This window comes from Allobosea sp. P5_A5, from assembly GCF_056400625.1.
The window spans coordinates 71469-88357 of the sequence record NZ_JBFUKY010000010.1 but is presented as its reverse complement, the minus strand read 5'-3'; the positions used below and the strand labels follow the sequence as shown (position 1 = coordinate 88357).

Annotated in this window: 15 protein-coding genes, 1 tRNA gene and 1 other annotated feature; of the genes, 4 read left to right on the top strand and 12 right to left on the bottom strand. The window is 65.8% G+C overall.

From position 1 onward, the window contains the following. Window positions 1-23: 23 nt before the first annotated feature. The 3 genes from AC1DR6_RS18440 to AC1DR6_RS18430 all read right to left on the bottom strand — a co-directional run bounded on the left by AC1DR6_RS18440 (window position 24) and on the right by AC1DR6_RS18430 (window position 1610). Window positions 24-506 (bottom strand): DUF1178 family protein, encoded by a 483-nt coding sequence (locus tag AC1DR6_RS18440; RefSeq protein WP_476830716.1) that lies wholly within the window; start codon window positions 504-506, stop codon window positions 24-26. Window positions 507-597: 91 nt separating this feature from the next. Continuing rightward, the gene (gene grxC, locus AC1DR6_RS18435; RefSeq protein WP_476830805.1) at window positions 598-855 is read right to left on the bottom strand and encodes a glutaredoxin 3; all 258 of its coding nucleotides are present in this window, start codon (window positions 853-855) and stop codon (window positions 598-600) included. Between the two features lie 47 nt (window positions 856-902). Further along, the gene (locus AC1DR6_RS18430; protein ID WP_476830804.1) at window positions 903-1610 is read right to left on the bottom strand and encodes a ComF family protein; all 708 of its coding nucleotides are present in this window, start codon (window positions 1608-1610) and stop codon (window positions 903-905) included. Between the two features lie 579 nt (window positions 1611-2189). Between AC1DR6_RS18430 and AC1DR6_RS18425 the strand changes: the two genes are divergently transcribed. Then, a tRNA-Glu gene (locus tag AC1DR6_RS18425) sits at window positions 2190-2265 on the top strand. Here the strand turns inward: AC1DR6_RS18425 and AC1DR6_RS18420 are convergent. Further along, window positions 2225-3322, bottom strand: coding sequence for a M81 family metallopeptidase (locus tag AC1DR6_RS18420; protein ID WP_476830803.1), 1098 nt, complete (start codon window positions 3320-3322; stop codon window positions 2225-2227). The two genes, AC1DR6_RS18425 and AC1DR6_RS18420, sit on opposite strands and share 41 nt — an antisense overlap. A 47-nt stretch (window positions 3323-3369) precedes the next feature. Beyond that, the gene (locus tag AC1DR6_RS18415; RefSeq protein ID WP_476830715.1) at window positions 3370-4950 is read right to left on the bottom strand and encodes an ABC transporter substrate-binding protein; all 1581 of its coding nucleotides are present in this window, start codon (window positions 4948-4950) and stop codon (window positions 3370-3372) included. 440 nt (window positions 4951-5390) lie between these two features. On the opposite strand from AC1DR6_RS18415, the gene AC1DR6_RS18410 reads away from it, so the two are divergent. Next, entirely contained in the window at window positions 5391-7421 is a 2031-nt protein-coding gene (locus AC1DR6_RS18410) for a hybrid sensor histidine kinase/response regulator (protein ID WP_476830714.1), read from the top strand. A 249-nt stretch (window positions 7422-7670) separates the two neighbouring features. Here AC1DR6_RS18410 and AC1DR6_RS18405 read toward each other — a convergent pair whose 3' ends face one another. Then, window positions 7671-9149, bottom strand: a complete 1479-nt coding sequence (locus AC1DR6_RS18405) for a SulP family inorganic anion transporter (protein ID WP_476830713.1) — start codon at window positions 9147-9149, stop codon at window positions 7671-7673. Between the two features lie 72 nt (window positions 9150-9221). Next, window positions 9222-9277: a sequence feature (sul1 is cis-regulatory element that is thought to sense ions involved in sulfur or methionine metabolism; They are found in Alphaproteobacteria), on the bottom strand. A gap of 350 nt (window positions 9278-9627) precedes the next feature. Here AC1DR6_RS18405 and AC1DR6_RS18400 point away from each other — a divergent pair. Then, entirely contained in the window at window positions 9628-10467 is an 840-nt protein-coding gene (locus AC1DR6_RS18400) for an AraC family ligand binding domain-containing protein (RefSeq protein ID WP_476830712.1), read from the top strand. Window positions 10468-10497: 30 nt separating this feature from the next. Beyond that, window positions 10498-10905 (top strand): DUF2000 family protein, encoded by a 408-nt coding sequence (locus AC1DR6_RS18395; RefSeq protein ID WP_476830711.1) that lies wholly within the window; start codon window positions 10498-10500, stop codon window positions 10903-10905. A 235-nt stretch (window positions 10906-11140) separates the two neighbouring features. On the opposite strand, the gene AC1DR6_RS18390 is transcribed toward AC1DR6_RS18395, so the two are convergent. Genes AC1DR6_RS18390 through AC1DR6_RS18365 form a run of 6 tightly spaced genes read right to left on the bottom strand, consistent with a single transcriptional unit; the run spans window position 11141 to window position 16887 of the window. Next, window positions 11141-12010 carry an ABC transporter permease gene (locus tag AC1DR6_RS18390; RefSeq protein ID WP_476830710.1) on the bottom strand — a complete coding sequence of 290 codons (870 nt, stop codon included), beginning with the start codon at window positions 12008-12010 and terminating at the stop codon, window positions 11141-11143. Continuing rightward, complete coding sequence (locus tag AC1DR6_RS18385) at window positions 12007-12951, bottom strand: ABC transporter permease (protein ID WP_476830709.1); 945 nt, start codon at window positions 12949-12951, stop codon at window positions 12007-12009. Before AC1DR6_RS18385 ends, AC1DR6_RS18390 begins: the two co-directional genes overlap by 4 nt. After that, window positions 12948-14078, bottom strand: a complete 1131-nt coding sequence (locus AC1DR6_RS18380) for an NAD(P)/FAD-dependent oxidoreductase (RefSeq protein ID WP_476830708.1) — start codon at window positions 14076-14078, stop codon at window positions 12948-12950. The genes AC1DR6_RS18385 and AC1DR6_RS18380 overlap by 4 nt, the downstream gene beginning before the upstream one ends. After that, window positions 14075-15478, bottom strand: a complete 1404-nt coding sequence (locus AC1DR6_RS18375) for an FAD/NAD(P)-dependent oxidoreductase (protein WP_476830707.1) — start codon at window positions 15476-15478, stop codon at window positions 14075-14077. The genes AC1DR6_RS18380 and AC1DR6_RS18375 overlap by 4 nt, the downstream gene beginning before the upstream one ends. Continuing rightward, window positions 15471-15788, bottom strand: coding sequence for a (2Fe-2S)-binding protein (locus AC1DR6_RS18370; RefSeq protein WP_476830706.1), 318 nt, complete (start codon window positions 15786-15788; stop codon window positions 15471-15473). The genes AC1DR6_RS18375 and AC1DR6_RS18370 overlap by 8 nt, the downstream gene beginning before the upstream one ends. After that, on the bottom strand, window positions 15769-16887 hold the full coding sequence (locus AC1DR6_RS18365) for an NAD(P)/FAD-dependent oxidoreductase (protein ID WP_476830705.1): 1119 nt from the start codon (window positions 16885-16887) through the stop codon (window positions 15769-15771). The genes AC1DR6_RS18370 and AC1DR6_RS18365 overlap by 20 nt, the downstream gene beginning before the upstream one ends. Between the last annotated feature and the right edge of the window lie 2 nt (window positions 16888-16889).

Sequence of the window (16889 nt, the reverse complement as noted above, 5' to 3'; positions counted from 1 at the left end):
AGGGTCAGACGGCGTCTGCCCGCTCAGTGCCCTGAGTCGGGCAGGCGCGGCAGGGGCATGAATTCGACGCCCTCATCATGCAGCATTCGCGCGTCCTCCAGGGAGGCGCTTCCATAGATTGGCCGCTGGTCGGTTTCGCCATGGTGGATCTTCAGGGCCTCCTCGGCGAAGCGCTCTCCGACATGTTCGGCTTTTTCGCGCACCTGCCGATGCAGCTCCCGCACCATCGAGCGCAAGGCCGCTTCCTGTTCGCCGATGAGCAGAGCGGGGCCAGGCGCGGCTCCGGCAGCAGGCGCCTGTTCTTGCGATGCAGAAGCTGCCGATGGCTTCTCGCCCAGATCCGTGCGGGCGACGTTCGGCGCCATGATGGCGCGCGCGACCTTGGCGCTGCTGCAGACCGGGCAAGTGACGAAGCCGCGCTGCGCCTGCTCCTCGAAGCTCGAGGAGGTGGCAAACCAGCTTTCGAATTCGTGGGCGTGGTCGCAGACGAGGTTGTAGCGGATCATGCCGTTTCGATCGAACAACGGGAACCACGGCTCGCGGACGGGCCGGAGCCGCTCCGGGAGGCCCGCAGTGCGCGGGAGGTTGCGCGGGAGGTCAGGCGGCCAGCAGCTTGTCGAGCTCGCCGCGGGACTCCAGAGCGTGGAGGTCGTCCGAGCCGCCGACATGGCGCTCGCCGATGAAGATCTGCGGCACCGAGGTGCGCCCGCCCGCACGCGTCGTCATCTCCTGTCGCAGCGCCTGGCCGCCCTCCACGTCGATCTCCGTGAAGGCCACGCCCTTCTTGCTCAGCAGCGTTTTGGCGGAGCGGCAATAGGGGCACCAGGAGGTGGTGTAGATCGTGACCGGGGGCATGGCGGGGCCTTGGCTCGCAGTGTGGCTCTTGCTCATGTAGTGCCTCCTCATCGATCCGTCACGACCCGCGCGAAAGTGAGCACGTCGACGGCTGTCGCGCCCGCCCGCAGCAATGCGCGCGAGGCGGCGTTCACCGTCGATCCGGTGGTGAGGACGTCGTCGACGAGGAGAATGCGGCGGCCTTCCACCTGTGCGCGGGCCTGAGGCAGGACGCGGAAGGCGCCTTGCAGGTTGTCGGCACGCTGGGCCCTCGTCAGCCCGACCTGCTGGCGCGTGCGCTTGACGCGTGCAAGGGCAGTTGCCGCGTGCGGCAAACCTGCAAGACCGCCTACGACGCGGGCGAGCAGAGCAGCCTGATTGAAGCGGCGGCTCCACAGCCTGGTGCGATGCAGCGGCACGGGAACGATCAGGTCGGCGTCGGCGAGCAGTTCGTGGCCGGACTGACGCATCATCCGGCCGAGCGTCAAGGCGAGCTCGGACCGATCGCCGTATTTCAGTCGGTGCACCAATTCGCGCGCGGCTCCGTCGAAGCGGCAGACGGCGCGAGCCCGCGTGAAGACGGGAGGATCGGCGATCGCGGCAGGGGAGAGCATCCCGGGCCCGAGATCGACCTCGAAAGGCGTGCCGAGCCTTTCGCAATAGGGGCGCTCGATAAAGCCGATGCCGCTCCAGCATGACGCGCACAGGGCCTGCGCATTTCCGGTCGCGGCGCGGCAGGCGACGCAGACCGGCGGATACAGGATGCCGATGGCCATGCGAAAGGCACCGATCGCGATGCGGCCCGGATAATGCGCCAGGTGCGGCAGCGAGACCGCGAACCGACGAGAGACGGAAGCGCGGGGCGTGATGGCTTCCTCACACGGTGCCGCCGATGCGCGATGCCCGGTGCCCTCGGGCAGACGCATCGCCCAGACATGCTCCTCGGGCCGATCAGCGGACACCAAAAACGCTCCCTTGGACCCACGCCATATGATCAGACCTCCCCTCGGTCTGGATCGATCCTTCCAAGGCAGCCATCTTCCGCGCTCTTCCGCATGCAGGCAAGCGGAGCGGGCAACGCCTGACGGGCCGAGCCATCTATCCAAACCGGATAACGCGACCCCAAGCTGCGCAACGTGGCTACAAGCTCTATAGCGCACACCCGCGCCTGCCGCGGTCGCAGAAACCCAGGCAAGAGCTTTCGTCATCCTTTTGGGGGCTCATGCCGATCTCCGTGCTGGCGGAGGACCGAGCTTCCACAAGCCGTGCCATAGCCCGATATTCTTCCGCCAAGGCATAAAAAGCAGTTGCGGCACGCCGAGGCTACGACTACACAGGCGCCCTCGACCGGCGCTGCTCCCTTCGTCTAGCGGTCTAGGACGTCGCCCTCTCACGGCGAAAACAGGGGTTCGATTCCCCTAGGGAGCGCCATTTCCGGCTCTGCATCGAACGCATCGCCCGGCTTCGCGCCGGACTTGATCACGGATCGCACCGTCTCAGGAGAGGCGACCGTCGCGATCAGCGTGCGTTCGAGTTTCTGCGCGACGATCTCTTGGAGCAACCAGGTGGCGTAGCCCGAGCGGTCGCTGTAATCGGCAAGCAGGACGGGACCCTTGCCTTCTGCGACAGCCTCGTGGGCCAGCGCCACCGCCTCCTTCGCCTTGTAGATCCTGACGGTGTCCAGCAGCGCCTGACGCCGCCGCCAGATCCAGTCCGCCATATCGCGGATGACGCGCTCGGCGAGGTCCGGGTCGTCATTGGTCAGCACCTGCAGCGACATGCCGGCATCGGGCACGTCCGACCAGGGGAAGCCGAAGAAGACGTTGACGAAGACGTCGGGCTCGCGCGCCTCCCAGATCAGTGCGCGCTGGATGAGATCGGACCAGGGCGAGGCGCCGGTCCACATCACCACGGTCGGCGCGATGATCGGGATGCGCAGGGTGCGATGCACCGGCTTGAAGCTGCCGCGGATCGCACGGACCAGCATGCGCGCCGCGCGCTCGCCCTGCAGATGCATGTCGTAATGCGGGAAATACTTCACGCAGAAGGCCATGTCGGCCTGCGCGAGGAAGGCTTCGTCCTCGTTGCCATGCGGATCGAAGGTTGCGGTGATGAAGGCCTTGTCGCCGACGACCTCGCGGACGCGCCTGGCGATATCGGCCTCCGGCCGTGGCACGCCTCGCACGGCGAGCGCACCGTGAAGCGCGAGATAGACGCCGTCGAATTGCGGCTGCGCCTTCAACTCCGCGATCATGATGCCCATGAAATGCTGATAGGCATCCTCGGTGATCCAGCCCGAGCCTGTTCCGGTGCGTGGCCAGAGCGGGGAGGTGATGCCGACGAGCTCGACATCCGCGAATTCGCGGGCAACCTGCACGAAACCGCCCATATAGCCCTTCGGGTCGGTGGCAAGCAGGTCTTCGCCGGAAGCCGGGGAGCCCGGATAGATGAAATCCTCCCGCGTCGTGTCGTTTGGGAGAAACGTCACCGTCTCATGCGCGAACTGGAGAACGGCGATCCGAAGCTTGGACTGTGTCACAGCGGCCTGACGTCGTAGAATTGGGCGAAGCCGATCCGCATGCCGCTGATCCCGCGATAGGCTGTCTTTTCATAGTAGGCGCCGAGCGGGATATAGGGCACGTCGATGAAGAACTGCTTCTGGATCTCGGCGCAGATGGCCTTCTGGGTCGCGAGATCCCCGGCGGCGAACCAGTCGAGCCTGAGTTCCTCGAGGCGCGGGGATTTCGGCCAGCCGAACCAGGCCTGGTCGCCATTGCCGCGGATGCCGAGCTGGCTCGCCGGATCGAAATTGTTGGTGCCGTTCAGATAGGTGAAGAAGATGCTCCAGCCGCCCTTGTCGACCGGCTGGCGGCTAGCGCGGCGCTGGACGACCGTGCCCCAGTCGGTCGAGACCAGATCGACATTCACGCCGGATTTTTGCAGGGCATCGGCCGCCACCGCCGCGAGTGCGTGGGTCGAGGGATAATCGGTCGGGTCGAGCAGCACGACGCGCTCGCCCTTGTAACCCGCCGCTTCCAAGGCGCGTTTGACGGCGGCGAAATCGCGCTTGCCGACCAGCACTTCGGTCCCGGCGGTCGTGGCCATCGGCGTGTCCGGACTGAACACGCCAACATGATCCTTCCAGAGCGAGCGCTCGTCGCCGGCGACTGCCGTCATGCACTCGCTCTGGTCGATGGCGCCAAGCAGTGCCTGCCGGATCGCGGGATTGTCGAAGGGTGGATGCAGCGCGTTGAAGCGCAGACAGCCGATGCCACCGGCCGGGTCCAGCCCCTCCAGTTTGAGGCTCGGGTTGCCTTTAAGCGTGCCTTGCAGGTCGGGCGTCGGATTCTGCCACCAGTCGACCTCGCCATTGGCAAGCGCATTGGCAGCCGTCTGCGGATCGGGAATAATGTGCCATTCGATGCGGTCGAAATGGACCTGCTTCGGACCAGCGGTGAAGGTCGCCGAGCCGTTCGCGCGCGGAACATAGCCGGTGAAGCGTTCATAGACGGTCAGCGCGCCCGGCACGCGCTCGTTGGCCTTGAAGCGAAACGGCCCGCTGCCGATCATCTCGGTGACTTGCTTGTTGGGGTCGGTGACTGCGAAGCGCTCGGGCATGATGCAGGGCATCGAGGTGCCGGTCTTGCCGAGCGCGGCCGGCAGCAGCGGGAAGGGGCGCTTCAGCCGGAACTTCACGACGCGGTCGGATTCGACCGAGAGCTCGTCCGTCGCGTCCATCAGGGCGCGGCCAAAAGCATCGCGGGCGGAAAAGCGACGGATGCTCGGCACGACATCCTGCGCCCGGACCGGTTCGCCGTCATGGAAGCGCAGACCTTCCCGCAGCGTCAATCGCCAGGTCTTGCCGTCGTCCTCGATGGTATGACCGGCGACCATCTGGGGCTCGAAATCGTAATTGGCGTTCTGGCCGTAGAGCGTATCGAAAACGAGGTAGCCGTGATTGCGCGTGACCGTCGCCGTCGTCCAGACCGGGTCGACGATGGCGACATCAGATTCCGGGATGAATTTCAGCACCCTGGCGCGCTGCGCGAGTGCCGGCCTGGCCATCGCGGAGACCGCGGCGCCGGCCGCAACCCCCAGAAACGTCCGACGCTCCATGCCGCGATCCTCGTTCCAGGCGCTGGAAAAGCTGTACAGGCAGCGTCACAGCAATTTTAATGCCGCGATCTTAGGACGGCGCAAACGGCCGATGCAAGCGGTCCGGTCCCGCTTCAGGCGCAGGAGCGCACCTGCACTGACGCGAAGCCGCCTACGCGAGACCCGGCATGTTTCTTCACCATCTCGCTGTTCGCGCGGCGATGTTCCGCGACAGAGCCGAATATGCGAGCGGTGCTGCCCGATCTGCCATACGTGCGACGTAGACCAGCGGAAGCTCTTCCCGACCGCCCCGACTTTTTCAGCACAATCGGCGCTAACCCGTCCCTAAACTCGACCTTGTGACGATGTGGTACGAGGGTCGGCGGCTTGCCATCCGCGGCAGCGCAAGGCACGACTGGTCATCACCATTCCTCTAGCGATGTCGGGCTCGAGAGATTCCGTTGCCGTATCCAGCCATACCCGCGACGGCGTTCGGTTTCCTGCCGACGGACAGCGAAACCGGCAGGCTGATCGCCGCCCGCGACTGGAGCGTGTTGCCGCTCGGGCCCATCGAACAATGGCCGCAGAGCTTGCGGACGGCGACGACACTGCTGCTGCGCTCGCCGGTTCCTATCGTGATGCTGTGGGGTCATGACGGGATCATGCTCTACAACGACGCTTATTCCGAATTCGCCGGCGGGCGCCATCCGCAGCTCTTGGGCAGCAAGGTCAGGGAGGGCTGGCCCGAGGTCGCCGATTTCAATGACAACGTCATGCGGGTCGGGCTTGCAGGCAGAACCTTGTCCTATCAGGACCAGGAACTGACGCTCTACCGGAACGGCGTGCCCGAACAGGTCTGGATGAATCTGGACTATTCGCCTGTGCTCGACGAGAGCGGCCGCCCCGGCGGGGTCATCTGTATCCTGGGGGAAACCACCGACCGCGTGATCAAGGAGAGGCGGCTCAACGCCGAACGCGACCGGCTGTGGAATCTCTCGCAGGACATGCTCGCCCGCGCCGACTACAGCGGCATGATGAGCGCGGTTAGCCCGGCATGGACGAGTGTGCTGGGCTGGAGCGAGGAGGAGTTGCTCACCCGTCCTTATGCCAGCTTCATGCATCCCGACGACATGCCGCCGACGATCGCGGCGATCCAGCGGATGGGCGAGTTCGGCCGACCAACGCGGTTCGAAAACCGTATCGCCACGCGAGACGGCGGATGGAGGCCGATCGAATGGACGGTGACGCCTGAGCCGGGCGGCAATCAGTTCGTCGCGGTCGGACGTGATCTCAGCCTGAACAAGGCGCGCGATGCCGAGCTGGAGCGTGCCCAGGAGGCACTCCGCCATGCCCAGAAAATGGAGGCGGTCGGCCAGCTGACGGGCGGCGTCGCGCATGACTTCAACAACCTGCTGACCATCATCAAATCGTCGACCGATTTGTTGAAGCGGCCGGGTATCACCGAAGAGAGACGACAGCGCTATATCGGCGCCATCGCGGAAACTGTCGACCGCGCCGCTAAACTGACCAGCCAGCTTCTGGCCTTCGCCCGGCGCCAATCGCTCAAGCCGGAGGTCTTCGATGTCGCGGAGCGGTTGCGGGCGATCGACGACATGCTCCAGACCGTCGTTGGCGGGCGCGTCCGGGTGATCACGGAGCTGCCGAACGAGGCATGCCTCGTCAAGGCTGATGTGGCGCAATTCGAGACCGCCGTCGTCAATATGGCCGTCAATGCGCGCGACGCCATGGACGGCGAAGGCCAGCTCATCATCCGCGTCGAGACTGCATCGACGATGCCGGTGATACGCGGGCAATTTCCATCCGCAGGGCGGTTCGTCGCCGTCTCGCTAACGGATACCGGCGTCGGCATCTCGGCCGACCAGATGCCATCCATTTTCGAACCCTTCTTCACGACGAAGCCTGTGGGCAAGGGAACCGGCCTTGGACTGTCACAGGTTTTCGGCTTCGCGAAGCAGTCAGGCGGCGATATCGCCGTCGACAGTGAAGAGGCGCGCGGCACGACCTTCACCCTGTTCCTGCCCGCGAGCGAGGCAAAGCCTTCGGCCGTAGCCGCCGCCGGAACCCATAACATCAACCCGATTGAGCAGGGACATGGGAAGCGCATTCTCGTTGTCGAGGACAATCTCGAAGTCGGACGGTTTTCGACGCAAATCCTCGTGGATCTCGGTTACGAGACGATCTGGGCCGTCAACGGAGATGAAGCGCTGCAGCAACTCGCCATGTCGCCGAACTTCGATGCGGTGTTCTCGGACGTGGTGATGCCGGGAATGAGCGGCATCGAGCTCGGACACCATGTCCGGCGACTTTATCCGGACCTGCCGGTCATCCTCACATCCGGCTACAGCAACGTTCTGGCCGAAGAGGGCCGGCACGGCTTCGAACTGCTTCAGAAGCCCTATGCGGTCGACGATTTGTCCCGGCTGATCGGGCGCGTGCTCAATCGGGGCAAACGAGACCCAACCTATCTCTGATAAGCGGATTTTTGGGGCCTGAGTTCGAACTCACAGAAGGTGGGCATGTCGCCCCCGATGAAATCCGGCGACGAAGACGATCACGTCGAAGCGCCCGCTTGTCGGAAGGCTGCCGATGTCTGCAGTCGGCGCGTTGCGTGCTGCCGCGTCATCATTTCGTTGGCGTGAGCCGACTCAAGGTATTGTCCCGAGAGCGTGCGCCGCGACCGATGTAAAACGACCGCGAGTGACTGTTCTGATCTCGCGGTATCAGAGTTTTGAGGGCTCTGGTCGTTCCTTGTCGTAAACGGCGAGGCGCTCGACGATCGTCGCGGTGGCCTGGGTCATGCCCACGACCTCGACAGGAATACCGTTCGCCCGGTAGCGGCCGACGATCTTGTCGAGCGCGGCGACTGCTGTGACGTCCCAGAAATGCGCCTGTGTGACGTCGATGCGCACGCCGGCCTCGCCCGCTGCATCGAGCTCGAAAGCCTCGCTAAAGGCATCGGCCGAGGCGAAGAAGACTTGGCCGGTGACGCGGTAGGTCAGCGGGCCGGTCGTGTCATCGCCCTCAGCGGCGACATGCATCAGCCGTGCGACCTTTACGGTGAAGAAGACGCCGCTGAGCAGCACGCCGACGAGAACGCCGAGCGCGAGATTTTGGCTTGCCACCGTGACCGCAACCGTCGCCAGCATCACCGTGCTCGACAGGCGCGGATGCGCGAGGACGGCCCTGAGCGAGGACCAATTGAAGGTGTCGATCGAGACCATCACCATGATCGCAACCAGCACGACGACCGGCACCTGCGAGACCCACGGCTTCAGTGCAACCATCAGTACCAGCAGGAAGGCACAGGAGAACAGCGTCGAGAGCCGCCCGCGCCCGCCATATTTCACATTGCTGACGGTCTGACCGATCATCCCGCAGCCGGCGATGCCGCCGAACAGGCTCGACGCCATGTTGGCGAGACCCAGGCCCGTGCATTCGCGGTCCCTGGAACTCGGCGTGTTTGTCAGGTCGTCGACCACCGTAGCGGTCATCAGCGATTCGAGCAGGCCGACCATGGCGATGGCGACGGCCGGGCCGACGATGATCCGCAGCGTTTCCCAGGTGAACGGCACGGTCGGCCAAGCGAAGACTGGTAGTGCCTCGGGCAAGCGGCCGAGATCGGCCACCGTTTTCACTGGCAGCTGGAGCAGGCTCGCGGCGACCGTGAGTAGGACGATGGCGATCAGCGGCGATGGGATGGCTGTGGTCAGCCGCGGCACGCCGTAGATCAGCGCCAGCGCGACCGCGAAGAGAGCGTAGGTGTGCCAGCCTTCGCCGAGGAGATGCGGCGTCTGTGCAGCAAAGATCAGGATCGCCAGCGCGTTGACGAAGCCGGTGCGGACCGATTGCGAGACGAAGCGCATCAGCACGCCGAGCCGTAGAAGCCCGAAGGCGATCTGGAGCGCGCCGGCAAGGAGGCCTGCGGCGAAAAGATAGGGCAGGCCGTGCGATGCGACGAGCGGCGCCGCCACCAGCGCGACCGATCCGGCAGCTGCCGAGACCATGGCCGGGCGCCCGCCAGCGAAGGCGATGACGATGCCGATAACGAAGGAGCCGTAGAGCCCGACCTGCGGGTCGACGCCCGCGGCGAAGGAAAAGGCGATGACCTCGGGAATAAGGGCGAAGGTGGCGACGGCGCCGGCGAGAAGTTCGCGCGGCGGATTGGTCAGCCATTCGCGCCGAAGGTTGGTGATGAGCATGGTGATCTCGCAAGGCATCGCCATCAGTCCACCGCGCGGTGCGACCTGACAATTGACGATGAAGGCCTGTTGCGTTGTCCGGCGGATCGGCGGCCGGAAGAGCCACCCGGGATTTCACCGGGTCCAAGGTTTATGATGACGGTTATAGCCAGCTGGTTGCGCCGCACAACGGCCAATTCGCCACGAATGACTGGACTGCCTCATATCAGAGCTGCGATGCGGCTACTCTGGAGCCGAACGTGCCCTTTGCGGAGCTTCCCTCGCAATGTCCGCTTTGGCATATCTCGAACGCCAGCGAGTGGCACTCTCCCGCTCTTGTTTCGGGCCGCCGTCTCGGCGAGGGGTGTATCTATGGACGCCGGGATGGTGGCTCAGACAGCGTTTCGCGAACCAGAATCGCTCGGGCGGGACCAGCTCTAAGGATGGTTCCCGCATGGTTTCTGGTCTCAAGCCGAGTGAAGAACGCAAAAAGAGCCCGATGGTCGACGCACGCGATGTGTTGAAGCTCAGACGCGATGCCCTGTCGGGGATCGATGCCGTGGAAGCCTGCTTCCATGGCCATGCCTACGACATGCATCACCATGACGAATGGCTCGTCGGTGTGACTCATGCCGGTGTCCAGGACTTCTTCTGCCGAGGCCAGCGACGCCAGAGCACGGCCGGGTGGGTCATCCTGATGGAGCCGGGAGAACGGCATGACGGGCGTGCCCTGGAGCCCGAAGGTTTTCGCTACAGCATGCTCTATCTCCCCCAAGCATGGCTCGGTAACCAGATGCATGACGCCGCTTGCCCCGGATTCCGCGATACGCTGACCGACGACCCGCATCTCGGGCAGCTGATCCTGACCGTCTGCAACCAGATGCTGTCTGGCGGAAAGCAGCTGGCTCTGGATCAATCGCTCGACGCCTTGGCGACACGACTGCGCAGCCATCTCGGTTGCCGGCCGCCGACGGCGCCCGATGACAGGAGCGATGCCGTCGCGGAGCGGGCCATGGACTATCTCCGGACTTATTATTCGGAGCCGTTCGGCCTGGAGATGCTGGCTCGGGTTGCCGGTGCAAGCGATCGCTTTCAGCTCGCCCGCGTCTTCCGTCGGCGGTATGGGCTTTCTCCTCATTCTGCGTTGGTTCAAATCCGCCTTGCCCAAGGCCGGGCGATGCTGCGCGAGCAGGTCACGCCAGCCGAAAGTGCCTTAGCCGCCGGATTTGCTGATCAGAGCCATTTCGGGCGCTGGTTTCGCCGGGCCTATGGGCTGACGCCCGGCGTCTATCGCGGCGGCCGCACGAACGTTCCAGACATCGGCCGCTCCGCTCGCTAGCACTTCCGTGTTTGATGCGGGAGCAACACGATGTTCGACACCAAGGTAGCCATTCTCGTTCAGGAAGATCTCGCGGTCTGGCAGAAGCTGAACGTCGCGGCCTTTCTGGCAACCGGCATCGCAGGCTCCGTGCCGGACGCGATGGGGTCTCCGTATGAGGACGCGGCTGGACGGCAGCACGCCCGATTGCTCGGCCAGCCGATGCTGGTTTTCGCCGCGACGACCGAGCTTCTTCAGCGCGCCTGGAAGCAGGCCATCGAGCGAAGCCTGATCCGCAGCGCCTATGTCCGGCCGATGTTCGAGACCGGCCATGACGCGGCCAATCGGGCTGTCTTCAAGCTCGAACCGGCCGATGCGCCGGATCTGGTCGGCTTGGCCCTGTTTGGCCCGAAGAAAGATGTCGACAAGGCAATCAAGGGCGCCCGATTGCATCCGTAAGCGTGGTTTGTCTGGTCATCTCGCTCGGGCTCTTTGGCGGAGAGTGAATTCGACCGCCGCTGCTCGCACTCCTGAGCGTCTGCTTTCAGGCGGAGGTTCGATGTCCCGTATCGGCGCTAAGCGCGGGGCTGTTGCGACCTGTGCATTGAGCACCCGTGTCCGCGACAATGGGCCAATATGTATTGGCGTCAGTTCGACCGATCCTGCCGACTGCGGTGCTGAATGTCGGCGCGACCTATCGCGGGCGCGATTTCGGATCCGACGCGTCGCGCAACGCATCGCCTAGCAGGTTGAGCGCCAGTACCGTCACGAGGATCGCCAGACTCGGGAAGACCGCGAGCCACCAGGCGTCGAGGATGTTCTCGAAGCCCTCGCGGATCATGCTGCCCCAGGTCGCTGCCGGGGGCGGCACGCCGAGACCGATGAAGCTGAGCGAGGCCTCAGTCCGGATTGCGGAAGCCAGCCAGAGCGAGCTCATCACCACGACGTCCGAGAGCATGTTGGGCAGGATATGCCGCGTCATGATCCGGAAGGGTCCGCAGCCATAGGAGCGCCCCGCCTCGACGAAATCGCGCTGGCGCAGCGTGATCGTCGGCGCGCGGGCGACACGGGCGAAGGGCGCGATCTCGGTCACCGCGATCGCGATGATCAGGTTTTCGAGGCTGGCGCCCAGCATCGCCGCAATCATCAGGCCGAGCAGCAGCGTCGGGAAGGCGAGCAGCACGTCGAGCACGCCCATGACGAACTGGTCGAACAGCCCGCCGACATAACCGGAGATCACGCCGATCGTGGTGCCGATCAGCATCGCGATCAGGATGGCGACGAAGCCGACGAAGAGCGAGATCCGCGCACCGTAGATCAGCCGCGAAAGCACGTCGCGCCCGAAGGAATCCGTGCCGAGCCAAAACTCGGCCGAAGGCGGTTCGAGCCGTGCCACGATGTTCTGCTCCAGCGGATCGTAGGGAGCGAGCCAGGGCGCAAGGATCGCGACGAGGATGATGGTGACGAGCAGGACGAGGCCGAGCCAGGCGAGCCTGTTCTGCGTGAAGGCGAGCCAAAGGCCGCCGGGGCGGATTTCGAGGGTGGTCGTGGCCGCGTCGCTCATGAGTATTTCACCCTCGGATCGACGATGCCGTAGGCCAGGTCGGTCAGCGTGTTCACCACGATGACGCAGATGGCGAAGATGATCATCAGCCCCTGCAGCAGGGTGTAGTCACGGGCATTCAGCGCGCCGATGATGAGCTTGCCCAGGCCCGGCCGGTTGAAGATGATCTCGGTCAGGACGGAGTTGCCGATCAGCGTGCCGAAATAGAGTCCGACCACTGTGATGATCGGGATCAGGCTGTTGCGCAGGGCATGCGTGGAGACGAGCTGCGCGGAACCGACGCCCTTGGCGCGGGCCGTGCGGATGTAATCCTCCGTCAGCACCCCGAGCATCGCCGCGCGGGTGACGCGCATCACATAGGCGGTCATGATGATGCCGAGGTTCAAAGCCGGCAGCGCCAGCGCGTGAAGCCGACCGATGACGCCGCCGGAGCCGCTCACCCCGCCGAGCACCGGGAACCAGCCGAGCTGGATCGCGAAGACGATCAGCATCAGGATGCCTGACACGAAAGCCGGAAACGACAGGCCGATCAGCGAGACGACGCGCGAGACGTAGTCGAGCCAGCCATTGCGCGACAGCGCCGCCGCCACGCCCAACGGCAACCCAAAGACGAGGCCGATCGCGACGGCGGCGACGGTGAGTTCGATCGTCGAGGGCAGGACGAGCAGGACCTCCTGCACGACGCTGTGGCCGGTGCTCAGAGATTGGCCGAGATCGCCGGTCAGCACCTTGCCGATGAAGGCGAGGTATTGGACATAGACCGGCTGGTCGAGCCCGAGCTTCGTTCGCAGCGCCGCAAGCGCCTCGGCGCTGGCCTGATCGCCAAGGATGACCGAGGCTGGGTCACCGGGCACCAGGCGGACCAGCACGAAGATCGCCGTCAGCATGACCAGCAGCGTCGGGATCGCCAGCAGGATGCGCCTGAGCACATAGCTCGTCATGCCGCTGCCCTCTCTCGCATCAGGCGCTGCGGCGCGAAGGCCGCGATCTCGCGCGTGGTTGTGCCGTCGACTACCAGATCGGCCAGGATCGCCCCCACAACGGGCACGAGCTGGAAGCCATGGCCGGAAAAGCCGAAGGCGTGGAACAGGCCCGACGCGTTCGGAGAGGCGCCGATCACCGGGATATGGTCGCGCGTCTGCGCCTCGATGCCGGTCCAGCAGCGGGCGATGCGGGCGCTTTGGACGGCAGGAAACAGGTCGCTGGCGGCCCGCGCGCCCTTGGCGAGTTCGGTGTAGTTCACCGTGCTGCTCTCGCTTTCGAGATCAGCCGCGCCCTGAAGGCCGCCGCCGATCACGAGCGTGCCCTGATCCGACTGCTTGAAGGACAGCGCCCGCCCGACGACGCTAACGACCGGCGCCAGCAGGGGCGCGAGCCGCTCGGTCACGATCATCATCGAGGCGCGCACGCCGAGCGCGATCTCGTCTCCGAACTGCGCGGCGAGCTTCGCGGCCCAGGCTCCGGCCGCATTCACGACCACGGGTGCAAGGAACGCGCGCTCGCCGCAGGACAAAAGCCAGTCGGCACCTTTGCGCTCGACAGCCGCGACGCCGCATCCTTCCACGATCACGACGCCGGCAGCCTCGCAGGCGCGGCGGAAAGCGAGAAGGGTGCGATGCGGGTCGGCGGCGCCGTCGGTGCGGGCGATGAGGGCGCCGACGCAATGCGGGCTCAGCGCCGGCACGAGGCGCCGCAGCTCGTTGGCGCCGATGATCTCCTCATGCCCATAACCCAGCGCCCGCATGCGCGCCTCGCGCTGCAACAGGTCGGGCATGTGCTCGGCCCGTTCGGCGATGCGCATCTGGCCATGGGCATGAAAGCCGCAGCCGTCGCCGACGATGGAGTCGATGTGGTGCCACATCTCCATTGCCTCGAGCGAAATCGGGATCTCGGCCTCATCGCGGCCAAGCGTGCGGACGCCGGCCGCCGTCGCCCCCGACGCGTGCCGGCCTGTCCAGCGCCGCTCGATCACCACGACCCGCCGGGCGCGGCGCGCCAGATGCAGGGCCGCCGACAGGCCGTGCAGGCCGCCGCCGACAATTGCGACGTCGAAGCCTTCGACCCTCATGCCGCAGGCTTCCCTTCCTCGAGGCTGGCGAGTTCGCCCAGCGTCACCGGCTTCAGCGGCGGGCGGATGCGGAAGAAGCCGACCTCCTCGACCGGGCGGTTTTGTGCCGTCGCCAGGATATGGGCGATGGTGGCGCCGCATTGGCGGCCCTGGCAGGGGCCCATGCCAACGCGCGTGAAAGCCTTGATCTGGTTCGGCCCCGGCTTTCCCTGCACGGCGCGGGCCCGCAATTCGCCGGCCGTGACCTCCTCGCAACGACAGACGAGCGTTTCGTCTGATGGTGCGAAGAGCTGAGGGCGCGGGGCGTACAAGGCATCGAGGAAAGGACGCAGGGCGAGTGCGTGGGCGAGGCTGCGCCTCTCGCGCAAAGCTGCGGCCTCCGCCTGCTCTGCGGGCAGTTTGCCGAGCATTGACGCGATGCGCAGGGCCGCGAGGCGCCCGCGCGGCTCGGCCGCCTCGGCGCCTCCGATGCCGGCCCCGTCGCCGGCCACGAAGACGCCCGGCCGCGAGGTCTCGCCCCAGCCGTCGAGCACCGGAACCTGGCATTGCTGTGCCTCGTCCCACCGCACGGCACAGCCGAGGGCCAGCGGCGCATGGATGCCGGGGATCACGCCCTCATGCACCAGCAGCACCTCGGCTGCGACCTCACCCTTGCCGCCATCGGCCGTGCGGTAATGCAGCCGCTGGAGTGTGCTGTCCCCGTCGGCGCGAAGATCGACGACATGGCGGATGATCGGCACTCTGGCCCGTTTGAGGGCGAACGACCAGGAGAGCCCTTTCAGCAGATCGTCGAACCGGCTCCATCCGGCCGGCAGATGGCGGAGCGCCTTGATGGCGCGGCCTTTGGGCGTCGTGTCGAGGACGCCGGCGATCTGCCCGCCCGCCGCCAATAATTGCGTCATGTAAAGCAGCGGCAGCGGCCCGCAGCCGGCGATCCAGACCGGCTTTTGCGGAATAGAGTCGGCTGTCTTGAGCAGGATCTGCGCCGCGCCGACGGTCAGCACGCCGGGCAGGGTCCAGCCGGGGAACGGCACCGGCCGCTCCTGCGCACCGGTTGCGAGGATGACGGCGTCGGCGAGCACGCTGCGCGCCTTGCCGCCCTGAGTCAGAAAAGCCTTGAAGCCGGGCTCGATCTGCCAGAGCTGCGCCTGCGGCTCATAGATCGCACCGCAGGCGCGGAAGGCGGCGGCTCGGTCCACCCCTGCGCTGTAGGCTCCGCCGAGCCGAGAGAGGCGCGGCGAGGCGGCGACGGTCTCGATGCCGCGCCAGATCTGTCCGCCGGGAGCCGCCTGGTCGTCGACGACACGCACCGACAATCCGTGGTTTCGCGCCTCGATGGCGGCGGCCATGCCTGCGGGCCCAGCGCCGACGATCAGCAGATCGGTGCGAGCCTCACTCATCGGCCGCTCCCATCTCGACGAGAAGGCTGCGACGCCCTTGCTGGCGCATCACCACCATCCCGGCTTCGACCGGGGTCAGGCAGCCCTGGACGGAACCCAGCCCCTCGATTTCGATCAGGCATTCGAAGCAGACGCCCATCATGCAATAGGGCGCGCGCGGGCTTTGCGAGACCGGCGTCGTCCGGCTCCAACACTTCGGTTGGCGCAGCAGCACGGCGGCGACACTCTCGCCGGCCTCGGCGGTCACGGCCTTGCCGTCGATCGTGATGGTGAGCCCAGCCGGGCCGGGGTCATGCAGCTTGCGGAACATCGAAGCGTCTCTGGTGAAAGGGCGAAAAGCTGTCGGGCAGGCCGCCCGCCGCAACGGCCTCTGCCAAGGCCTCGGCATGGAAGGCGGCCAGCGTCACGCCAGAATGGCAAAGCGCGACAAAGGCGCCGGGATGGCTCTGCGACTGCGCGTAGATTGGATAACCGTCTGGCGTCATGATCCTCAGGCCCGCCCATTGCCGCACCAAGCGGGCACCCGCCAGCGCCGGGACGATGTCGACGGTCTTGCGGCTCAGGCCTGCGGCGGCTTCGGTCGTGGTCGAGGCGTCGTAGCCGCTATGATCCTTCGTCGCCCCGATCATCACAGTGCCCTCCTCCGTCTGCCGCAGGCCGCTCGCCGGCAGTGGCAGGAAGGGCGCGAAGCGCTCGGTTACCAGCACTTGCCCACGCTCCGGGACAACCGGAACCTCGAGCCCGACATCGCGAGCCAGCGCCGGTGAGCCCAGCCCCGCGGCGATGACGATCCGAGGCGCGGTCAGCGTCTCGTCCCCAATCAAAAGGCGAAAATCGCCTCCGACCGGCTCAATCCGATCGACCTTTGCGCCGTGGCGGATGGCCCCGCCATGGCGCAGAACTCCGCCATGCAACGCCGCGAGCAGCTTCAGCGGATTGCAGTGCCCATCGTGCCGGCCATAGCTCGCGCCCGAGATGGTCGGGCCGAACGCGACCTTCGGCATCAGTCGCTCGAGCGAGCCCCGGTCCAGCATCTCGGCGTCAGGATCGTCGCTGGCGGTCTGATTATGCAGTCGCATCAGGTCGAGGCGACGCTTCTCGAACCCGTCTTCGCCGAAGCAGAAGGCCAGCCCGCCATCGTGACGGTAGCCGAGCGTGATCGCCGTGTCGGCTTCCAGCGCATCGCGAAAGCCGCGCCATCGGCCGATGCTGTCACGTGTCAGGGCTTGATAGGCCGGCATACCGAGGCCCTTGCCCTGCAGCCAGACGAGGCCGAAATTGGCGCGCGCCGCACGGAAATCGCCATCGTCGCCGTCGAGCAGCAGGACCCGCTGATGCCGCCTGGCCAAGCCATAAGCGACGGCTGCGCCAACCGTTCCTCCCCCGATGACGACAATGTCCGGTCGCATGC